This is a genomic window from Secundilactobacillus similis DSM 23365 = JCM 2765 (assembly GCF_001311075.1).
GTDB lineage: Bacteria > Bacillota > Bacilli > Lactobacillales > Lactobacillaceae > Secundilactobacillus > Secundilactobacillus similis.
Genome location: NZ_BBAD01000013.1, coordinates 41,639 through 56,905 on the forward strand (window position 1 = coordinate 41,639; position 15,267 = coordinate 56,905).

29 protein-coding genes and 1 pseudogene are annotated in these 15,267 nt (G+C 42.3%); 8 read left to right on the forward strand and 22 right to left on the reverse strand.

The window, feature by feature from the left end:
- Nucleotides 1-116: 116 nt before the first annotated feature.
- From JCM2765_RS04810 to JCM2765_RS04875, 15 genes are all read right to left on the reverse strand, one after another.
- Nucleotides 117-836 (reverse strand): putative HNHc nuclease, encoded by a 720-nt coding sequence (locus JCM2765_RS04810; protein ID WP_054734415.1) that lies wholly within the window; start codon nt 834-836, stop codon nt 117-119.
- A 100-nt stretch (nt 837-936) separates the two neighbouring features.
- On the reverse strand, nt 937-1,518 hold the full coding sequence (locus tag JCM2765_RS04815) for a DUF669 domain-containing protein (protein ID WP_054734419.1): 582 nt from the start codon (nt 1,516-1,518) through the stop codon (nt 937-939).
- A 5-nt stretch (nt 1,519-1,523) separates the two neighbouring features.
- Entirely contained in the window at nt 1,524-2,198 is a 675-nt protein-coding gene (locus JCM2765_RS04820; RefSeq protein WP_054734422.1) for an AAA family ATPase, read from the reverse strand.
- The gene (locus JCM2765_RS04825) at nt 2,195-2,458 is read right to left on the reverse strand and encodes a hypothetical protein (RefSeq protein ID WP_156301682.1); all 264 of its coding nucleotides are present in this window, start codon (nt 2,456-2,458) and stop codon (nt 2,195-2,197) included. Before JCM2765_RS04825 ends, JCM2765_RS04820 begins: the two co-directional genes overlap by 4 nt.
- Before the next feature lie 181 nt (nt 2,459-2,639).
- The gene (locus tag JCM2765_RS04830) at nt 2,640-3,881 is read right to left on the reverse strand and encodes a DnaB-like helicase C-terminal domain-containing protein (protein WP_054734426.1); all 1,242 of its coding nucleotides are present in this window, start codon (nt 3,879-3,881) and stop codon (nt 2,640-2,642) included.
- Between the two features lie 72 nt (nt 3,882-3,953).
- Nucleotides 3,954-4,691, reverse strand: a complete 738-nt coding sequence (locus JCM2765_RS04835) for a phage replication protein O (protein WP_054734428.1) — start codon at nt 4,689-4,691, stop codon at nt 3,954-3,956.
- A 12-nt stretch (nt 4,692-4,703) separates the two neighbouring features.
- A complete protein-coding gene (locus JCM2765_RS04840) occupies nt 4,704-5,564 on the reverse strand; it encodes a DUF1351 domain-containing protein (protein ID WP_054734430.1) in 861 nt (286 codons plus the stop codon).
- Complete coding sequence (locus JCM2765_RS04845) at nt 5,561-5,758, reverse strand: hypothetical protein (protein WP_054734433.1); 198 nt, start codon at nt 5,756-5,758, stop codon at nt 5,561-5,563. The genes JCM2765_RS04840 and JCM2765_RS04845 overlap by 4 nt, the downstream gene beginning before the upstream one ends.
- The gene (locus JCM2765_RS18700; protein ID WP_263849319.1) at nt 5,755-5,889 is read right to left on the reverse strand and encodes a hypothetical protein; all 135 of its coding nucleotides are present in this window, start codon (nt 5,887-5,889) and stop codon (nt 5,755-5,757) included. Before JCM2765_RS18700 ends, JCM2765_RS04845 begins: the two co-directional genes overlap by 4 nt.
- Nucleotides 5,879-6,067, reverse strand: coding sequence for a hypothetical protein (locus JCM2765_RS04850; protein WP_057152100.1), 189 nt, complete (start codon nt 6,065-6,067; stop codon nt 5,879-5,881). Before JCM2765_RS04850 ends, JCM2765_RS18700 begins: the two co-directional genes overlap by 11 nt.
- A 93-nt stretch (nt 6,068-6,160) precedes the next feature.
- A complete protein-coding gene (locus tag JCM2765_RS04855) occupies nt 6,161-6,406 on the reverse strand; it encodes a helix-turn-helix domain-containing protein (protein ID WP_054734438.1) in 246 nt (81 codons plus the stop codon).
- Entirely contained in the window at nt 6,406-6,585 is a 180-nt protein-coding gene (locus JCM2765_RS04860) for a hypothetical protein (RefSeq protein ID WP_054734439.1), read from the reverse strand. The genes JCM2765_RS04855 and JCM2765_RS04860 overlap by 1 nt, the downstream gene beginning before the upstream one ends.
- A gap of 5 nt (nt 6,586-6,590) precedes the next feature.
- Nucleotides 6,591-6,944 carry a hypothetical protein gene (locus JCM2765_RS04865; RefSeq protein ID WP_054734442.1) on the reverse strand — a complete coding sequence of 118 codons (354 nt, stop codon included), beginning with the start codon at nt 6,942-6,944 and terminating at the stop codon, nt 6,591-6,593.
- 92 nt (nt 6,945-7,036) lie between these two features.
- Nucleotides 7,037-7,228, reverse strand: a complete 192-nt coding sequence (locus JCM2765_RS04870) for a hypothetical protein (protein ID WP_054734444.1) — start codon at nt 7,226-7,228, stop codon at nt 7,037-7,039.
- Entirely contained in the window at nt 7,215-7,412 is a 198-nt protein-coding gene (locus tag JCM2765_RS04875) for a hypothetical protein (RefSeq protein WP_054734447.1), read from the reverse strand. Before JCM2765_RS04875 ends, JCM2765_RS04870 begins: the two co-directional genes overlap by 14 nt.
- A gap of 77 nt (nt 7,413-7,489) precedes the next feature.
- Here JCM2765_RS04875 and JCM2765_RS04880 point away from each other — a divergent pair, with 77 nt between their 5' ends.
- On the forward strand, nt 7,490-7,990 hold the full coding sequence (locus JCM2765_RS04880) for a hypothetical protein (protein ID WP_054734451.1): 501 nt from the start codon (nt 7,490-7,492) through the stop codon (nt 7,988-7,990).
- Here the strand turns inward: JCM2765_RS04880 and JCM2765_RS04885 are convergent.
- The 6 genes and pseudogenes from JCM2765_RS04885 to JCM2765_RS04910 form a co-directional block, all read right to left on the reverse strand.
- Entirely contained in the window at nt 7,971-8,192 is a 222-nt protein-coding gene (locus JCM2765_RS04885; RefSeq protein ID WP_054734454.1) for a protein-tyrosine phosphatase family protein, read from the reverse strand. The two genes, JCM2765_RS04880 and JCM2765_RS04885, sit on opposite strands and share 20 nt — an antisense overlap.
- Before the next feature lie 213 nt (nt 8,193-8,405).
- Complete coding sequence (locus JCM2765_RS04890; RefSeq protein WP_054734457.1) at nt 8,406-8,594, reverse strand: hypothetical protein; 189 nt, start codon at nt 8,592-8,594, stop codon at nt 8,406-8,408.
- On the reverse strand, nt 8,591-8,899 hold the full coding sequence (locus JCM2765_RS04895; RefSeq protein WP_054734460.1) for a hypothetical protein: 309 nt from the start codon (nt 8,897-8,899) through the stop codon (nt 8,591-8,593). Before JCM2765_RS04895 ends, JCM2765_RS04890 begins: the two co-directional genes overlap by 4 nt.
- 1 nt (nt 8,900) lies before the next feature.
- Entirely contained in the window at nt 8,901-9,422 is a 522-nt protein-coding gene (locus JCM2765_RS17905) for a phage antirepressor KilAC domain-containing protein (protein ID WP_369404035.1), read from the reverse strand.
- A pseudogene (locus JCM2765_RS16635) lies at nt 9,399-9,655 on the reverse strand (Rha family transcriptional regulator); the annotation flags it as partial. The gene JCM2765_RS17905 and the pseudogene JCM2765_RS16635, both read right to left, overlap by 24 nt.
- Nucleotides 9,656-9,667: 12 nt before the next feature.
- Nucleotides 9,668-9,913 carry a helix-turn-helix domain-containing protein gene (locus JCM2765_RS04910; RefSeq protein WP_162231391.1) on the reverse strand — a complete coding sequence of 82 codons (246 nt, stop codon included), beginning with the start codon at nt 9,911-9,913 and terminating at the stop codon, nt 9,668-9,670.
- Between the two features lie 174 nt (nt 9,914-10,087).
- On the opposite strand from JCM2765_RS04910, the gene JCM2765_RS04915 reads away from it, so the two are divergent.
- From JCM2765_RS04915 to JCM2765_RS04950, 7 genes are all read left to right on the forward strand, one after another.
- Nucleotides 10,088-10,513 (forward strand): helix-turn-helix domain-containing protein, encoded by a 426-nt coding sequence (locus JCM2765_RS04915; RefSeq protein ID WP_054734474.1) that lies wholly within the window; start codon nt 10,088-10,090, stop codon nt 10,511-10,513.
- On the forward strand, nt 10,506-10,925 hold the full coding sequence (locus JCM2765_RS04920) for an ImmA/IrrE family metallo-endopeptidase (RefSeq protein WP_162231392.1): 420 nt from the start codon (nt 10,506-10,508) through the stop codon (nt 10,923-10,925). Before JCM2765_RS04915 ends, JCM2765_RS04920 begins: the two co-directional genes overlap by 8 nt.
- A 640-nt stretch (nt 10,926-11,565) precedes the next feature.
- The gene (locus tag JCM2765_RS04930; RefSeq protein ID WP_054734481.1) at nt 11,566-12,294 is read left to right on the forward strand and encodes a putative type II toxin-antitoxin system PemK/MazF family toxin; all 729 of its coding nucleotides are present in this window, start codon (nt 11,566-11,568) and stop codon (nt 12,292-12,294) included.
- Between the two features lie 162 nt (nt 12,295-12,456).
- Nucleotides 12,457-12,807 (forward strand): hypothetical protein, encoded by a 351-nt coding sequence (locus tag JCM2765_RS04935; protein WP_054734483.1) that lies wholly within the window; start codon nt 12,457-12,459, stop codon nt 12,805-12,807.
- A gap of 21 nt (nt 12,808-12,828) precedes the next feature.
- Entirely contained in the window at nt 12,829-13,221 is a 393-nt protein-coding gene (locus JCM2765_RS04940) for a hypothetical protein (protein WP_057152099.1), read from the forward strand.
- A gap of 148 nt (nt 13,222-13,369) precedes the next feature.
- Nucleotides 13,370-13,651 carry a hypothetical protein gene (locus JCM2765_RS04945; protein ID WP_156301683.1) on the forward strand — a complete coding sequence of 94 codons (282 nt, stop codon included), beginning with the start codon at nt 13,370-13,372 and terminating at the stop codon, nt 13,649-13,651.
- Between the two features lie 170 nt (nt 13,652-13,821).
- Entirely contained in the window at nt 13,822-14,958 is a 1,137-nt protein-coding gene (locus JCM2765_RS04950; protein ID WP_054734494.1) for a tyrosine-type recombinase/integrase, read from the forward strand.
- Between the two features lie 65 nt (nt 14,959-15,023).
- On the opposite strand, the gene JCM2765_RS17910 is transcribed toward JCM2765_RS04950, so the two are convergent.
- A partial coding sequence (locus JCM2765_RS17910; protein ID WP_225351967.1) for a hypothetical protein occupies nt 15,024-15,267 on the reverse strand: 244 nt, incomplete at its 5' end.

The window sequence follows — 15,267 nt, forward strand, 5'->3', positions numbered from 1 at the left end:
TCCTCTTAAATCCGGTGACACCCAGCTCAGCCAACCGATTAGTCACCCACCCATGTGAGTGGCCCATCATGCGGCCAATCTGGCTAACGTTGCGCTCACCGCTAATCCATAACTGCTTAACCTGTTGCCGTTCCGCGTTGCTCGTCTTGATAGGCACTGTAATCACCTCTAACACCAATCTTGCGTAGCGTCTCAACGTCTAGTTCTACACCTTCAACCGGGATATGGAACATTCGACCGAATTCACCTTCAGGCATGCTGTGAATTAAATCGTGATGGTGTTCGCACAAAGCAAGAACTCGGCGCTTCGTATGGTCAACTTTCGTCCGGTCGCCACCCATTCCAACTCTACTACCCTCGACATGATGGATAATTGCTCGCCGACCACACACACAGCAAACCCGGTGCCGACAGCACTCAAACAGGTAATACTCTTCATTTCGTGGTAACAACTCATATCCCTCCTTGAACGGAACGTTCCATTCAAACATAAAATCAACAGCCAAATCGATCAGACGATTGCCATCCGTCACAGAACACCGCGATCCATTCGACAAACTGATTTCTTTACCGTCATACATAATCGAATACTGCGTGTAGAATAGGTCCTTTAGAAAGTCCTTTGGCGTTACCGACCAGACCATGATGTCATTTAGTAAGGCAAAGAACAGCTTGCGTTGTTGTGGGCGTATTCTGCGCACGTCAGCGAATTCAAAGTCAATCCATACCTCGTTAGACTGGCCACCGTTAATTGTCTCTACGTGGTCGATATTGACCTTTCCTGGGTCAATTACATATCTGCCATCTGGCAATCGTTCTGCTTTGACCCGTTCCAAACTATCACTCCTTACCGTCTCATATCTCTCGTCTCTGTCTGCTGTGACTAATTAACGTTCGTGTTACTTATCGTAGAATTAGCTTAATCCTTAGTTAAATTTAGAACGGAAGGTCGTCATCTGATATGTCAATTGAATCCGCATTGCCACCGAATGTTCCACCGGTTGCGTGACTAGCTGATTGTTGCCCACCACCATTGCCAAATGGATTACTATTGCCACCTTGATTGCTATCAGCACCCGGTCGAGTTACACCGTTTGGCTCACTGGCTTCACTGCTTAAAACATGATATCCGTAAGCTTGGAGGTAGCTGTTACCACGGTTGTTCGGTTCACCCCAATCAACATCGATGGTCAGCGTTTTACCCACCGCAGCTTTAGCAAGCTGTTGAAGTGAATCGATACCAGCCCCGTCTTTGACCCCGATTGCTACGGCAAAGGTATTAAATCGTTTAATGGTCTTTTCCAACTTATCGTTGTCCTCAGCAAGCCAAGTCATGACATTGTAGCGGACCTGACCGCCCTTGTATTTGCCGTCTAACACCTCGTAATCCACTGTCATCTTGTTATCACCACGACCCGTAGTCCCAGTATCGGCCTTAACGACCTTGACGTTGTAACGGCCCGCTTCTTGTACGCTAGCACCCAAAATATTGTTGCTATCAACTGTAAATAAACTCATTCTGATCACGCTTCCTTTTTAGTTTTGGTTTCAGTTGGCTTAATCTCGTGTAGCTGTGGAATCAATTCATCGGCTTTGACCAACTTGCGTTCATCAATCCGATTTTTAGCATGGTCCCCAGACTCAGGATCTAAATCAATCATCCGTTGACCGTCCTTTAGATATATGCGGCCGACTAGGTCAAACATGCTGGTAAAAGCGTTAAACGTCTTTTGATTCATATCAGCCTCAAAGTGACCATCACCTAAATCAATCTGGTGAGCCGTTGCATAGACCGTCTTACCGCTTTCACGTAAGAACTGTGATAACTGGCGGAACCATAACTGCAACTTTTGATAATTTTGTCGGTTATCCTTTGCTGCGTTGTCGATATTTTCCAACGCTAAATTTTGTAACGCTGTCACGTTGTCCAACACCACCACGTCGTAATCGCCCTTATCAATCACTCGCCAAATCATGCCCTGAACCTGTTTTTGAATCACTGGAACGTCTGAGCGTTCAAGCACCATCAAATCGGTATCTTTATCGCCAATCAAAACATTGGCTGATAAATCAAAGCTGAACACGATTTTGTGACCTCTGAACTGCTTTACTAAGCTGGTCTTTCCAGTCCCGCCATCACCGTAAACAAAATACATACCCGGCTGAGTCGGAAACTCGCCGCCTTTGTAATACTTCATTGCTTGCCATCCTTTCTAGTTGGAATCTGTTTGGTAACTTCAACCAATTGCTTACGTCTAGCGTCTAATGACTCGATATAATCAATGGTTTTACGCTCGATCTCAGTGCATTGAGATAAATCACCTTGATACTTCATAACGAGGTTATTGACGTATTCTTGGCCCATTTCAAGATATCCCCAGCCTTGGTTCTTTTCCGCTTCGGCTGTTTTAAGCGCTATCTCGACACAATCGGATCGTGCTTTATCTTCTTTGGCCAACTGATCCAACGTGACGGGATTGGGATGAACTTCAAAGCTGGCGTTTAACGTATTAACGAAGTGTTTGTGGCGTGCAGCTCAGTCGTCCAAACCTGCACGGCTTGAGAATTAACGTAGTTATGTTTCGTCATCTCATCCTTGAAAACCCGTGCGTTGAAATCAGTCATCTAATCACTTCCCGTCAAACATCTTCGTTAATTTCTTGAAACTTCATACCGGCTCCGTTGAAATACAGCGGAATATCACCGGTGACACCATCACGATTTTTAGCGATCACTAGTCGTTCAATTTGTGGTGCTTGCTTCTCATCTGGTTTGTATAAGAACCCGACTACGTTACTGTCTTGTTCAACAGAACCTGATTCACGCAAATCACTTAGCATCGGGCGCTTATCCACTCGACTCTCAATACCACGATTAAGCTGTGACAATTCGACAATTGGAATATTGCATTCATTAGCGATAATTTTGAGTTCTCGCGTAACCTCACCAATTTTTGCATACGGTTGTAGATCCCCCGGCACTTTAATCAAACCAATGTAATCAACCATCGCCACGTATTTATTTCGTGGTTTTTTCGATGCGTTACGTCTAATCGTTGATAACACCGTGGCTAAGTTGGGAACTTTGTCGAATACACGAATACAGTACTTGCGATACGTATTCATGCTTGCCTTAACTGCCATTTTTTTAGTTGGACTAAGATAATAAGGCTTCTTCAATTCCTCTGTGCTAATGCCAGTATCGACAGAGACCAATCGGTTGGCGATTTCTCGTTTCGGCATTTCTAACGTAAAATAATCAACCTCAACTTCTGGATCATTATGAACAATCTCATACGCTAGATTTAGGCAGTATGCAGTTTTACCGATTCCAGGTCGGGCCCCAATGGTCAACAACATTCCACCGTATAACCCGCCACCAAGCATTTTGTCGAACTTAGGTAATGATCTAATTCCAACTGGTCGATTATGTTCCATACCATCAGCCAGCTCGTCAAAGGCCCCACCAAGCGATCCGTCGTCGCTCACAACCTGTAATCGGTCGAGCAGTCCCATCGTTTCTCTGACAGCTTGCAAATAATCATCCGTATCAATTCGCTGATACTGCGCCATTTGCTCATGTAAAGTTCGACTTAAATATGAACGATGCAAATTAATCGCCAATTGGTCAACGCCAGCATCCGTCACGAATTGACCCGCAATACTATTTAAATCAGTGAGTTGCAAACTCGTCTTGGGGTGCTTTTGCTTAATTCGGCCAAAAACATTCAGTGTATTGACATGATCATTGTCTAAACCACTAATTGCCTCAAACGTCCATCGCAGGTTAACGTCAGCGAACCAATCAGGATTAACGTCGATAATGAATTTGTTGCCGGGCCGATTCAGCAATACGCTGATCAGGTCTCTTTCAGCACTCATCAACCGGCCTCTCTTTCTTTGGCGGAACTTTCTTTCTCTGCCTCGATTCTCTCCTGTAGCCGCTTAGCTTCCTCAGCCGTTTTCTGGCTCATCACTCATTGGTGGTTCAAGGGGGTTCCCTTTGGATTCCTCTTTGGCCATCTTTAGTTTCAATTGTGGATACTGCTTACGAAACTTTGCTGCTGATAAAATGTTGGTACTCCAGAACGAATCATTCTGGCACCAATTCATAACTGCCCAGATTTCGTTCTTATCCGTTCGCTTATCCAACTCAACTAACTTCCGCATGTCATCCGCCCACTTTTGTAAATTATGCTTCTTAGCTGACGGATCGTTTTGCTTAATCAAATTAGATAGAGCTTTAGCCATTTTGTAATATGGGCTCTGATCGTCGTAAATCTTTGATTTAGGACAAGAAGGTTCTTTTAGTAAGTTCTTGTTATTATTAGTACTTGTTAGTTTCGCGTTTCCCTGTGTAGGTTTTCCCTGTGTAGGATTTTCCGGTTTAGGTGAAAACGTTGATGGAATGGGGTATAAGTCCCAAATCGGTTCTTTTAGGTGACCTTTTTCATCACGATTCCGAGTAATGCTTAGATAGCCAAATTCTTGAAGCTCATCTAACCCAGCTGAAAGCGAATCTCGGCCGCCTTTTGCATGCTTTACAACCTCAGACTGGTAATAAGTCCAATCATCTTTTTGAGACCAAAGGTAAACGAAAATACCTTTTGCTTTCCACGACAGGTTCTTGTCTTGCAATACATCATTTCGAATGATGGTGAAGTTTTCATCTGTGTGTTTGTTAAACTTCATCGACTATCACCTCTAAATCGTTTCGTATCTGATACCCTGTTCAACCATAAAATCTTTTAGGATATTCATTTGATTGAGAGTGCCAGTAATATGCAAGTTAACGTCGTAGGATTCAACTTCACCAGTATTTGTATTGATAATTTTGTTATCCTTAACCACTTGGTGAGCCTTTGCTTCCGCGATTGCAGCTTCTTTTTGTTTGCGCTGCTTATCGAGTTCCACAACATGTTCGTCAATCAGTTTATTGACCGTAGCAACATCCTGGCCTTGCTTGAGCATGTTGACCCAACCAGCCGGGTCTAACTTCTTTGTTTCAGCGTGAGTAGTGACCGTTTGAATGTTGGCGTTCAACACATCTTTTTTAGCCTTGATGAGTTTCATCTGATCGGCAATACCTTCTAAAATCGCCTTATTGCTAATCGATTTGGTTAACCATTTAGAACTGATTTCAACCTCAGAAATCTCAACTCCGTAATTGGGAGCCATCTCAGCAATCGATGTTTCGACATCTTTTTTGCGCTCTTCACGTTGTTGTTCATCGAGCTCTTTCAAGGCATCACTAATTGGTTGAACCGTTTCGTCGATCTTGCTTTTCAGTTCGTTAATCTGATCAGCAAAGCGGTTGTAAGGCACATCGTATTCCTTATGGATTGCGATACGCTTGTCGTTCAATGCCTTGGATAAATGATTGAGCTTTGACCGAGTATCTTTGGCATCCTTTTCAGTATCAACTGTGACTACGATGTTTGAGTAGCGTTGCGAGTAGGCGTCAACGGCCCGCTTCAGCCCATCGATACCTTCAATTTCAATCTGAGCTGGCGTGAGTTTCACATCGTATTCTGGAACTTGCAATGCAACTACTGGATTGATCATTGATCGTCACCCCCTTGCGTGAGTTCAGCGAGTCGGGCCTGTGTGTGATACATTTGGCTAAAATCGTGTTCCAACTGTTGGATATCACTTACCGGTGTGCTGTTGATGCGTTGTTGAAGCTTCTTGATCATGGTAGTGTAGGCACTAATCAGTGCCGCTTTTTTGATTGACTGCAGCTTGATTGTTTTGATCATCTTTCATCCTCCTGCTCGAATTGTTCTTCTTCGTATTCTTGGTAGGCTTCCTCTTCAGCTTCAGGGTCAGTATCTTGCTGGCGGTAATAGTCGTCCTCGGACTGTGCGTACCATAGATCTTCATTCGGCATGTCTAATCAACTTCTTTCCGTAAAATTCGATGCGTCTGAGTTCGTCGCGTAAGTCCGCTTGAATTCGACGTGCGGTGGCTGCATCATCGTCAGCGACCTCGTTAAACCAATCCGTGAGGTCGTACGCCGTTTTGAGTGACTGGCGAAATGCGTTAAGTTGCTCTGAATCCGTTGCCACCACCCTCTTTTCGGAGTAGAATTAATGGTGATAAAATTTGAATACGACAACTTTTTATCTAGCTCTGGAATGCCGTCCAGGGCTTTTTTTGTTTTACCTAATTTGAAATAGTTCAATAGGTTGTACCCCCAATGCTTTGGCTATTTTATCAATCGTTGAAAATTGAATTCCTTTGGACTGATTGCTTAGAAGAACTGTTATCGTTGGCCGTGATACCTCAGATTTAATTATCAATTCGTTCTTGTTAAAACCTTTGAGTCCCATAATCATTCTGATATTCGCTGATAATAATTCTTCAATTGAAATATCGTCCGGCATCAATCTGCTACTGATCGTCATTACTTGATCACCTCCTTAAATTCGAGGTACGCCTCATAAAACCAGCGCTTGATACTGTCCCACACCTCGTGGCGAGCGTCCCAGTCGTCAATCCACTCGGCTGGATCCTTGACCACGCATGTCACGAAGACAGTCAGGCCGATGATTAAGATTAAGCCTGCGATATCCATTGAAATCATGCCGATCACCTCCAGTGATATTGATGCTGTGTATCAAACTCAACCAGTTCTTTAGCCGGTATCGACCAACCGTTGTGCGTTAAATCGTAGTTAATGAATCCACCGGGCCGATTGATATCAAGTTCATCACGATGGCTGAACAGATATGCAGTAGCCCTTTTCGTGGACTTAGGTTGGTCATAAATCAATGTTGAGAACTCTTTGAGCGTCCAAATTCGTGGAGTAGCTTGCTCTGTGTTGGCCATGAAGTTATCAAACGCTTCAGCCTCTTTTTTATCCGTAATGATTCGCGCGTTGGGTAAAACCTGCTGAACCATTTCGATCAACTTGTTGGTGTCAACTGCCGTTGTTTCGGTCATATGATTGCTCCTTTCTATGGATGCCTCCTAGATGGTTAAAATAATGTCTAACTTATCCGCACAAGCTGCTATGGTAGCTTTACGTGCCGCTTTTAGTAATCCGAAAGACGAAGCTGATCAGTAGTTCGTTTCAACGATTCAGAAAGATCGTCCTGAATTTCTTTGGCTATTTCGTGCGCATCGATGTTCATTTGACGCTCTTGGTTACTTGCGATAACCGAGAGCGTTTTGTTTAATCCTTCTAACTGATAAATCAGTTCATGCTTAAACTCATCGTCTGTCATCCGCGTCCTCCTCTGTTTTAAGTGCTGATGTCAGTACGAAATTCGCCTGTTCCAATTCACTTACCACTTGAATCATTGCGTAAGTTAGGTTAGTCAATTCTACCGGGTCAACACCGTCCGCTTTCGATTGTTCGGACAGCAACTGCAATTGTTGCTCAAGTGCTTCTTGATGTTTCTCGTTCATTAGGTAAATCCTCCTATTAGTTTTTACTTCTCCCTTCCTAAGCGAGATAATAGAACTTGGGAAAGGAGGTGATAATCATGAATCATGCTCAAATGGAAGCCTTTCAATATCTAGTTAACAAAGCTAACGAATTGTTTCCCCTTACCAGAAATTTGAAGAACAATCATTTTGACTTAGTGTTCTCATATCAAGACCATCTTTTTACCGGTGACTTTTATCAGTCTTCAACTATGCCCAGTGGTATTCAGTACTTTGAAGAACAGATAAATGATCACGGGTATCATTGGTTTAAAGAAACAGAGATTACTTACTCTTATCTGATTTATAAGCTTATTTCTGGCGAACTAGGGGAAAAATTTCACACTCAATATCTCGGTGAATTAAATCTCACAAGAAGTGATATTTTCTTCAAAGAAATATTTGACTTTGTACACGATCTTGAAGGTGATCCAGTCACTCCATTTGTTTACAACGTGAAAGGCTACAATTCTGAATTGGAACTGCCATTCCTTATGCCAGAATCAGACGCTGTATTTACTCCGATCACGTTGATTACAACTACAACTTCAAAAAGTTAGATTCATACTTGATTAAGTTGTAGGCGTATTGAAGGCTTGCGTACGCTTCGTCGTATGTTAGGCCTTCTTTTTTTAGTAGCTCGACTACTTTTTCACCGGTTGGTTTCGCAATCTGCACGTCAACTAGCACCCTTGGCCTGTCCTCACGGGGGAACTCTTGGAGAAAAATTTTCAAAACTGCATCCTTATTTGGTTGTGTCATTGTGCTACCTCCTCGTTATTTAATTAATGTGTGTTCACCCGCTTAGTGGGATAATTAAGCTATTCCAGTTAAGGAGGCGAACTGATATGGGTGATTTACTAGATTCAACTAATCGTCAACACTTGGAAGAAACTATGACCAAATACTTCCTTGTTGACTCAATTAGAAATGACTTCGGTGACTTAAAGAATTCTCTTAATTACATCAGCGAAGTTAATGCTCTTCTACAGAGTCGAGAAAGTTCTGTGCGAACTCGTGTACGTCAGATGAGCGATGAACAATTGCTTCACGAACTTGTTCACGCTCACACTGGGTCATCCTCTGATACTTCTCAGAAATAACATTCTCTAAAATATGTCTTTGTGCGCCGATATCGCATAGAGGCATTTTTTTAACGTTCATTTGATTTCCTCCTTATTCCAGTAATTAACCAACGACAACAAGACGTGAACGATATCCCTTGCCTGTTCAACCTCGGCTTCGTTTAGGTTCACCACTCGACTAGCGCCTAACGCACATCTGATAATCGTGCAGAACGCCGTTTTGATGGAGTAGGCTTCGTGTGGATCCCAATCAGCTAAGTCCATGTCGATTTCGTTGCTGAACTTGCTCCACGGTGACGGCACCTTCGGAGTTGCCTGTTGCTTGATTAACTCCTTGGCACGCATATCAACCAAGTAGTTCAATTCTTCGATTGAAACTTCCACGCTAGTAGCCTCCTTCCAGCAAGTCGGTCTGTTGAACCTGCATCAGTTCGATGACCGGTAAAATACCGTTTTGAGCTAACAAGTCGTAGATGAACTTCTTACCGCGTTGCGTCCACTTGAGTAATGGGCGTACGTGCTTGTTACTTTCGTCCGACCAATTGTCATAACCCATGTATCCTTTGCCAGCATACTTTTGTCTGATAATCCAGTTTTTACCTTGGCGGTATACAACTCCCAACTTCTCAAGGTAGCGGTTCAGCCAGACTGCTGATTTCCCGTATTCTTTCGCAATAACCGTGGCAGTTAGTAATCCAGGATTGTGCATTTGCTTGTCGAAGTAGTCAGCCTTAACTGCCGCCTTATCATAAGCTTTACGTTCCTCAATCCACCGTTGCGCACGCTTCACTGGGTCTTCAATCATGTAGGAATCTTTTGACTGCTCTTTAACGGCCTTCTCTAGCTGATTGAATGCACTGATATATTCTAATTTGAAACTGTCGGCTTTATGTCCGGTAAATCCCATGACAATAAACGAGAAACCATCTCGATTCATGTAATACATTGGGTTAGTTTTGCCGTTGGAGCCTTGTAAGTCCCTTTTGAAAACATTTGATTGAGTAGAGCGGAATTTTCCGCTGTATTTATTTTGGCTTTAATAGCTTCGAGAACATCTTTGTGCTGCTTCCCGAATGTTTCAGCAACTTGTAAGCTACTCGTTACTGCCTGCTGATTTTTCATGATTACTAATTCGTTCATTTTGTATTCCTCCTAACCGAACTCTGAAATAAAATCCGTTGCATTTTTCTTAACACTAACATCAAAAAAAAAATCACCAATTGTAAACGACTCACCTAATCTTGCACTCAATGCATCAATGATTGCTTGTGCTCGAATCGGACTGGGACTTGCTTTTCCCTGAACAATCTGGCTTAAGTAATTAGGCGTAATATCAACAATCTCAGCTAATTTTTTCGAAGTAAATCCAGCCATTGCGATTTTATGTTTAAGTGCCAATGAGCTTCTCACTTTTAGCTTAGATGTAACATGCATATCGCTATCACCTCTCTTCCACATTTCAATAGTACATCAACGTTTAGAAACATGCAACACTTTTTCACTACTTTTTATATTCTTTTCTTAACGTTAGTTATATTATATAGATATAAAATGTTAAGGAAGTGAGCCGGAATGCCGTCAATTAACGAAACTGGGCTGGGGGACTTCATTGAACAGTCAATCTACAAAAATGGCTGGTCTATTCGCAAGGCCGCTCTACAAATTGGAGTTTCTGCTGCGTACCTGTCAAAAATCATTAATCATAAAGCAGACTCTAATCCCAAGCCTCAAACGTTGGATAAATTATCAAAGGGATTAAAAGTACCACGTAAAGAGCTATATGAAGCAGCTGGACTTACGTTGATTAACGATGACTCAATACCCGCTTGGGCCACTGAGAAAGATATTACCGATCTCAACGAGTACTTGGAAACTAATAAGCCTATGAACTTCCAAGGCGTCGAATTAGACGCCGACGCAAAAGAAGCCGTTCAGCAGTTCCTTGTCGGATACTTCTGGAAGCGGCGGAAGCAAGAAAAGAATGATGCCCATGAATAATTCAATGGTTAAAGAAGTTGTTAACACTATCGCCGACCGTTACGGAACTTGCGACCCATTTAAAATCGCAGAAGCACTCAACGTAGATGTAACCTACGCCCCGTTCGTGCATGAACCTAAGGGAATGCGGTTTGAATATGACGGTCAGCCAGCTATTGCTCTATCTGATGAAATCCGAGACTCACCCCAACGTTACTTCGTAATGGCCCACGAGTTATGCCACGCCATCGAGCACGAAGGTATGGCTGCGCTCTACACGAGTAACGGTCACTGGCGCGGTCAACTGGAGAATCAGTCAGATAAGTTTGCCGTTACGCTGCTAAGTCAATTCTACATAGAAGAAAATGGTTGTTTGCCTAGTAACTACTTCGACTTAGTACACGCGTACGGATTCCCTACAATCGGGGATTAGCTGGTAAATACTTGTGAAATAGATTCAATAGTTGGAATGATAAGTAGATTTAATATGTAAGGGATGGTAATTGTGAAGTTTGGATATCGAAAACCCAATATATCAAAGTCTTTTAAGGCTCGAACTACTGGTAATTTAAATCGCAAGCTTCGTCGTGCAATAAATCCTTTATATGGAAGGAAGGGATTCGGGGCTATTAAAAATCCCCAACATACCCTATACAATCAGATTTACCACAAAACTACAAAATCATCCATCAATACTTCGCACCATCTACCCCATCAAAAAACTGATAAGAGATTTAAACAAAATTACGATCAACAGCAAGATTTTCCGACGATGAAGGAAATTGAAAGATCTTCGAAATATGTCGAAAATCACTTCGAAATGAGACCTCAACCAAAACCCAAAAGTGATTATGAACCCGGTATAAATTCTGGCTGTGGCTGTCTCCTAGCACTGTTTCTGACATCAATAGGCATAATGAAATTATCAGTAGGAATATTTTTAATGGTAATCTGTACAGCATTTTTATATTTGCACGTTTAAATTCCAAGTAATTTTACTCATAAAATTAAATTACAGTACTCACATTGGAAATTGGAATGATAAGTAGATTTAATATTTAAGGAGGCGTGCGATGACTCAAACAAAAACCCAACAACTTTTTGATAAGCTAAAAAAGCTAATTACTCACTCCCATAATCGTTTTAAGGGAGTGAAGGTTAATGATTCACTAAATATTTTCGCTGATAATTTACTCAACGATTGGAATACACGCAATGATGAAAAACAATATCTCACTTATCATCGTGGAACCGTTGTTTACGTAGATTTCGGTTTAAACGTTGGTGCTGAACTGTCAGGCCCACACTACGGAATAATCTTAAACAAACATGATAATCCAGTTAGTGCAAAAGTGACAGTCGTTCCTTTAACCTCTAAAGAAGGAGCTTTCAATATTCCCCTACCAACTGGTCTTACAAAAGTGCTTGGTGAATGGTACGCAGTAACTGGATTAGTTCACTCCAAAAATTTTCAACCAGTCACTCCCGACACGATATTTGACTTATTTGCCGTAAGCGAAGAAAAGCGAAATAACCACGGACACTCCAAAACAGAGCAGAGAATGTTAGAACGCTTTAACCAATATCGTGAGGAAACGAATTTGATTAAAAGCGAACTTAAAAAACAACTTCTCGATTTAGAAAAGATCTCTTATTTCAAAATTGATAATGTTGCTACCATTTCAAAATATCGTATTCAAAAACCACATCACAAATTTGACGCTCTGGGAAGAATGACCTTGCCTTCAGATGACATGGATTTAATAGACCAACAGATTGTGCAACATCTTCTTGACAAATAAATATACGTCCTCTATCATGTAATTGTAATTTGGTGGTCTACGGGTCACCCTGGTGGATTGATTTCATCAATCACATTTTGATAGCACTATCACTGGTATGGGGACGCTATATGCGTCCTCTTTTTTGTCGTATTCAATTCAATCTTGTAGGGAGATTTTATTATGAAATTAAAAAATATCGTAACGTTGGGCGTCACTGCCCTATCACTGGGTGCTGGCCTAGCAGCTACCACAGAAACAGCATCAGCTCACAGCTTCTTTTATTGGGAACGGCCACACTGGGTGACGGTTCGTAAAACGACCTACATTGCTAAAATATACAATGCCTACCCTCGCTATAAAAGCTATATGGTCAAGAAGTATAAGGTCTATCCTGGTCATCATTTGAAGGTTCACCATGCTGCCAGTTATGACTGGATGGTTGAAAGCGGCGTATTCAACTCTAACTCATACTACACTTACGCCGTCGAACGTGGATCAGGTACCAGCTGGTTCCGGGAAGGCATTCACTAAATAAGGGAGTGTAAATTGCAAATGGTAATAGAGAAAGTAGCTTATTTATACATTGAAAATGACGAGACTCACCGACCTGCTACAAATATACCTATCTCTAATGACCCTAAGGGGACACAAATTACACTGCACTGGGAAAACTTTAATATTAAATCCCGTACTACGTATTATCAGTTCATTCTAATTACTGATTCTAACGGGGGTGTAATCTACAAAAGACTTGCCGGTCCAATGCGCTTAGCAGATGAACATGCAAAAGATGGTTATGGCTCTATGCCAATTTATCACTCTCCATTTCTGCCAGGATTACAAGACGATACCTATAAAATAACAGTAGCAATTCAGGATTCTAACAATCAGGCTATAGATTTACAAGTCACCTACTTCAACGCTTATACCGTGGAGGATAATTAAGATGGCGCCAATACTCGATTTTCAGACACGGTATGATCAACGAAACGCCTCCTACAGGTCATCTCAAAAGGATAATTTAGACGATATAGTTGAATTAAGTAGTTCCGCCTCACATAATAGTAACAAAGGATCCTCTGGAGGTGGAAACATGTCAGAATATGTCACTCACGAAGAATTGAACCACGTTGAAGATAACTTACGCCACGAAATTAAAGAATCAAAATTAGAACTTACAGGTAGCATTAAAGATACCAAAAATGAACTTAACAGCAGTATTAGCGACCTTTCGGGAAAAATTGACAAACTATCATCAAACATCGATACCAAATTTGCCAACCAAAAAGTTTGGTTAATTGCTACTACAATCACCGTTGTAAGCGCTGGAGTTGGAATTCTTAGCTACATCATGAACCTAATGATAAATCATTAATCAATAATTAAGGCCCTTCATCAGGGCTTTTCTTTAACACGTTAAAAGAACATACGTTTGGAAAACTCAACATAAAAACTTGATGGTCATTCAACTAATCAATCGAAAAGTAGTCGATTTAGCCGTCAATCATCAAATTAACCACCCAACTTTGATAAAGGAGGAATCTCATGAGTATCACTAAAACACCAGATGGCCAATACCAGGTACGAGTCAACTACCGAGATGGCGTCAAATACCGCCAAAAGACCCGCACCTTTAAACGTAAAGGCGAAGCAGCATCGTGGGAGAGTCGTATGCGAGTTGATCTCGATAATGGTGCCGACCTCACTAAACGTAACGTGACGTTCGCTGGCTACTTTGAAAACTGGATTGCGGTGTATAAGACCGACAGTGTTAGCAAACACACAAACGACATGTATTTACTCTCTCTTAAGCACTTAACCAACTATTTCGGAGCGACCAAGCTGGCTGACGTCCGTAAAGACGACTATCAGAAATTCATGAACGAGTTTGGAAAAAACCACGGGATAGCGACTTCGCGGAAAACGAATCAGCAGATCAGGTCAGCGGTGCAAAACGCGCTCGCCGATAACGTCATCAATCGGGACTTTACTTTCCGGGTCGTGATTACTGGTGATGATCCCGCCCCCGTGGAGGCTAAATTTTTAGATCTCGATGACTATCATGTTCTGCGTCGTTACTTGATCGACCACGCCGACTTTGAGCACATGTCGAGCTGCATGCTGCTGTTTCAGTTAGAAACCGGTTGCCGATTCGAGGAGGCTGCGGGTATGACGTGGGATAACCTCGACTTGGACAACGGCATCGTCAATATCTGCCGCCAATGGTCGCCTAAGACGCAAAGCTTCACCAAAACCAAGGGTAACGGTCAAGCAGACGGTAAAGTGACCATACCAGCCCCATTCTGCGACTTTATGCACAGTTTACACCAACAGGCTATAGATTACTTTGCTGACCGCCCAACGAGCTATGAGGAGGTAAATCCACGCCAACTAGTTTTCTTTAGTAAGTTCAGCAGCATCCTGACTAACGATGGCGTTAACCGGGCCTTGCAACGTATGTGCCATAAGCTTAAAATAAAGGAGGTTACGAGCCATGCGATGCGCCATACTCATGCCAGCGTGCTGATCCAAAACGGAAGCGTATTGCCTTACGTTCAGCATCGACTGCGGCATCGAAAACTCGAGACAACGATCAACACCTACGTTCACTTGATAGAAAAAACGAACGGAACGTCCGATCAGTTGGCCATGAAATTAATGAGTGAAGGCTTCGAAAAATAGCGAAATTAAATCCAATTATAGTCCTATTAGAAAACAACTTCTTAATATAGTTTGCACCATCCGTTTTACCGAATGGCAAGAATGCCGGTATGGCGCCGATTATAAGGGGTAAATGTAAGGTAATCGAATCCCCGTGCGGGTGATAATTGTGGTTCAAATCGTTGATATATCAGCGATTTGAACCTTTTTTGTTGCCATTTTGCGTCCCCCCTCAAAAAAACGCTAGTGCTCATCATTCGTTCCATTTTTTTACTGTCGCTTGTGTCCAGCGTAAGTGTTGGGTGCGATTTGGGTGTCGGCTGTTTGTCA

Excerpts from the sequence above, each read along its gene's own strand:
- JCM2765_RS04815 (WP_054734419.1), bottom strand. The coding sequence starts at position 1,518 with ATGAGTTTATTTACAGTTGATAGCAACAATATTTTGGGTGCTAGCGTA.
- JCM2765_RS04820 (WP_054734422.1), bottom strand. The coding sequence starts at position 2,198 with ATGAAGTATTACAAAGGCGGCGAGTTTCCGACTCAGCCGGGTATGTAT.
- JCM2765_RS04830 (WP_054734426.1), bottom strand. The coding sequence starts at position 3,881 with ATGAGTGCTGAAAGAGACCTGATCAGCGTATTGCTGAATCGGCCCGGC.
- JCM2765_RS04835 (WP_054734428.1), bottom strand. The coding sequence starts at position 4,691 with ATGAAGTTTAACAAACACACAGATGAAAACTTCACCATCATTCGAAAT.
- JCM2765_RS04840 (WP_054734430.1), bottom strand. The coding sequence starts at position 5,564 with ATGATCAATCCAGTAGTTGCATTGCAAGTTCCAGAATACGATGTGAAA.
- JCM2765_RS04845 (WP_054734433.1), bottom strand. The coding sequence starts at position 5,758 with ATGATCAAAACAATCAAGCTGCAGTCAATCAAAAAAGCGGCACTGATT.
- JCM2765_RS18700 (WP_263849319.1), bottom strand. The coding sequence starts at position 5,889 with ATGCCGAATGAAGATCTATGGTACGCACAGTCCGAGGACGACTATTAC.
- JCM2765_RS04855 (WP_054734438.1), bottom strand. The coding sequence starts at position 6,406 with ATGACGATCAGTAGCAGATTGATGCCGGACGATATTTCAATTGAAGAA.
- JCM2765_RS04860 (WP_054734439.1), bottom strand. The coding sequence starts at position 6,585 with ATGATTTCAATGGATATCGCAGGCTTAATCTTAATCATCGGCCTGACT.
- JCM2765_RS04865 (WP_054734442.1), bottom strand. The coding sequence starts at position 6,944 with ATGACCGAAACAACGGCAGTTGACACCAACAAGTTGATCGAAATGGTT.
- JCM2765_RS04870 (WP_054734444.1), bottom strand. The coding sequence starts at position 7,228 with ATGACAGACGATGAGTTTAAGCATGAACTGATTTATCAGTTAGAAGGA.
- JCM2765_RS04875 (WP_054734447.1), bottom strand. The coding sequence starts at position 7,412 with ATGAACGAGAAACATCAAGAAGCACTTGAGCAACAATTGCAGTTGCTG.
- JCM2765_RS04880 (WP_054734451.1), top strand. The coding sequence starts at position 7,490 with ATGAATCATGCTCAAATGGAAGCCTTTCAATATCTAGTTAACAAAGCT.
- JCM2765_RS04885 (WP_054734454.1), bottom strand. The coding sequence starts at position 8,192 with ATGACACAACCAAATAAGGATGCAGTTTTGAAAATTTTTCTCCAAGAG.
- JCM2765_RS04890 (WP_054734457.1), bottom strand. The coding sequence starts at position 8,594 with ATGAACGTTAAAAAAATGCCTCTATGCGATATCGGCGCACAAAGACAT.
- JCM2765_RS17905 (WP_369404035.1), bottom strand. The coding sequence starts at position 9,422 with ATGGGATTTACCGGACATAAAGCCGACAGTTTCAAATTAGAATATATC.
- JCM2765_RS04915 (WP_054734474.1), top strand. The coding sequence starts at position 10,088 with ATGCCGTCAATTAACGAAACTGGGCTGGGGGACTTCATTGAACAGTCA.
- JCM2765_RS04920 (WP_162231392.1), top strand. The coding sequence starts at position 10,506 with ATGAATAATTCAATGGTTAAAGAAGTTGTTAACACTATCGCCGACCGT.
- JCM2765_RS04930 (WP_054734481.1), top strand. The coding sequence starts at position 11,566 with ATGACTCAAACAAAAACCCAACAACTTTTTGATAAGCTAAAAAAGCTA.
- JCM2765_RS04935 (WP_054734483.1), top strand. The coding sequence starts at position 12,457 with ATGAAATTAAAAAATATCGTAACGTTGGGCGTCACTGCCCTATCACTG.
- JCM2765_RS04940 (WP_057152099.1), top strand. The coding sequence starts at position 12,829 with ATGGTAATAGAGAAAGTAGCTTATTTATACATTGAAAATGACGAGACT.
- JCM2765_RS04945 (WP_156301683.1), top strand. The coding sequence starts at position 13,370 with ATGTCAGAATATGTCACTCACGAAGAATTGAACCACGTTGAAGATAAC.
- JCM2765_RS04950 (WP_054734494.1), top strand. The coding sequence starts at position 13,822 with ATGAGTATCACTAAAACACCAGATGGCCAATACCAGGTACGAGTCAAC.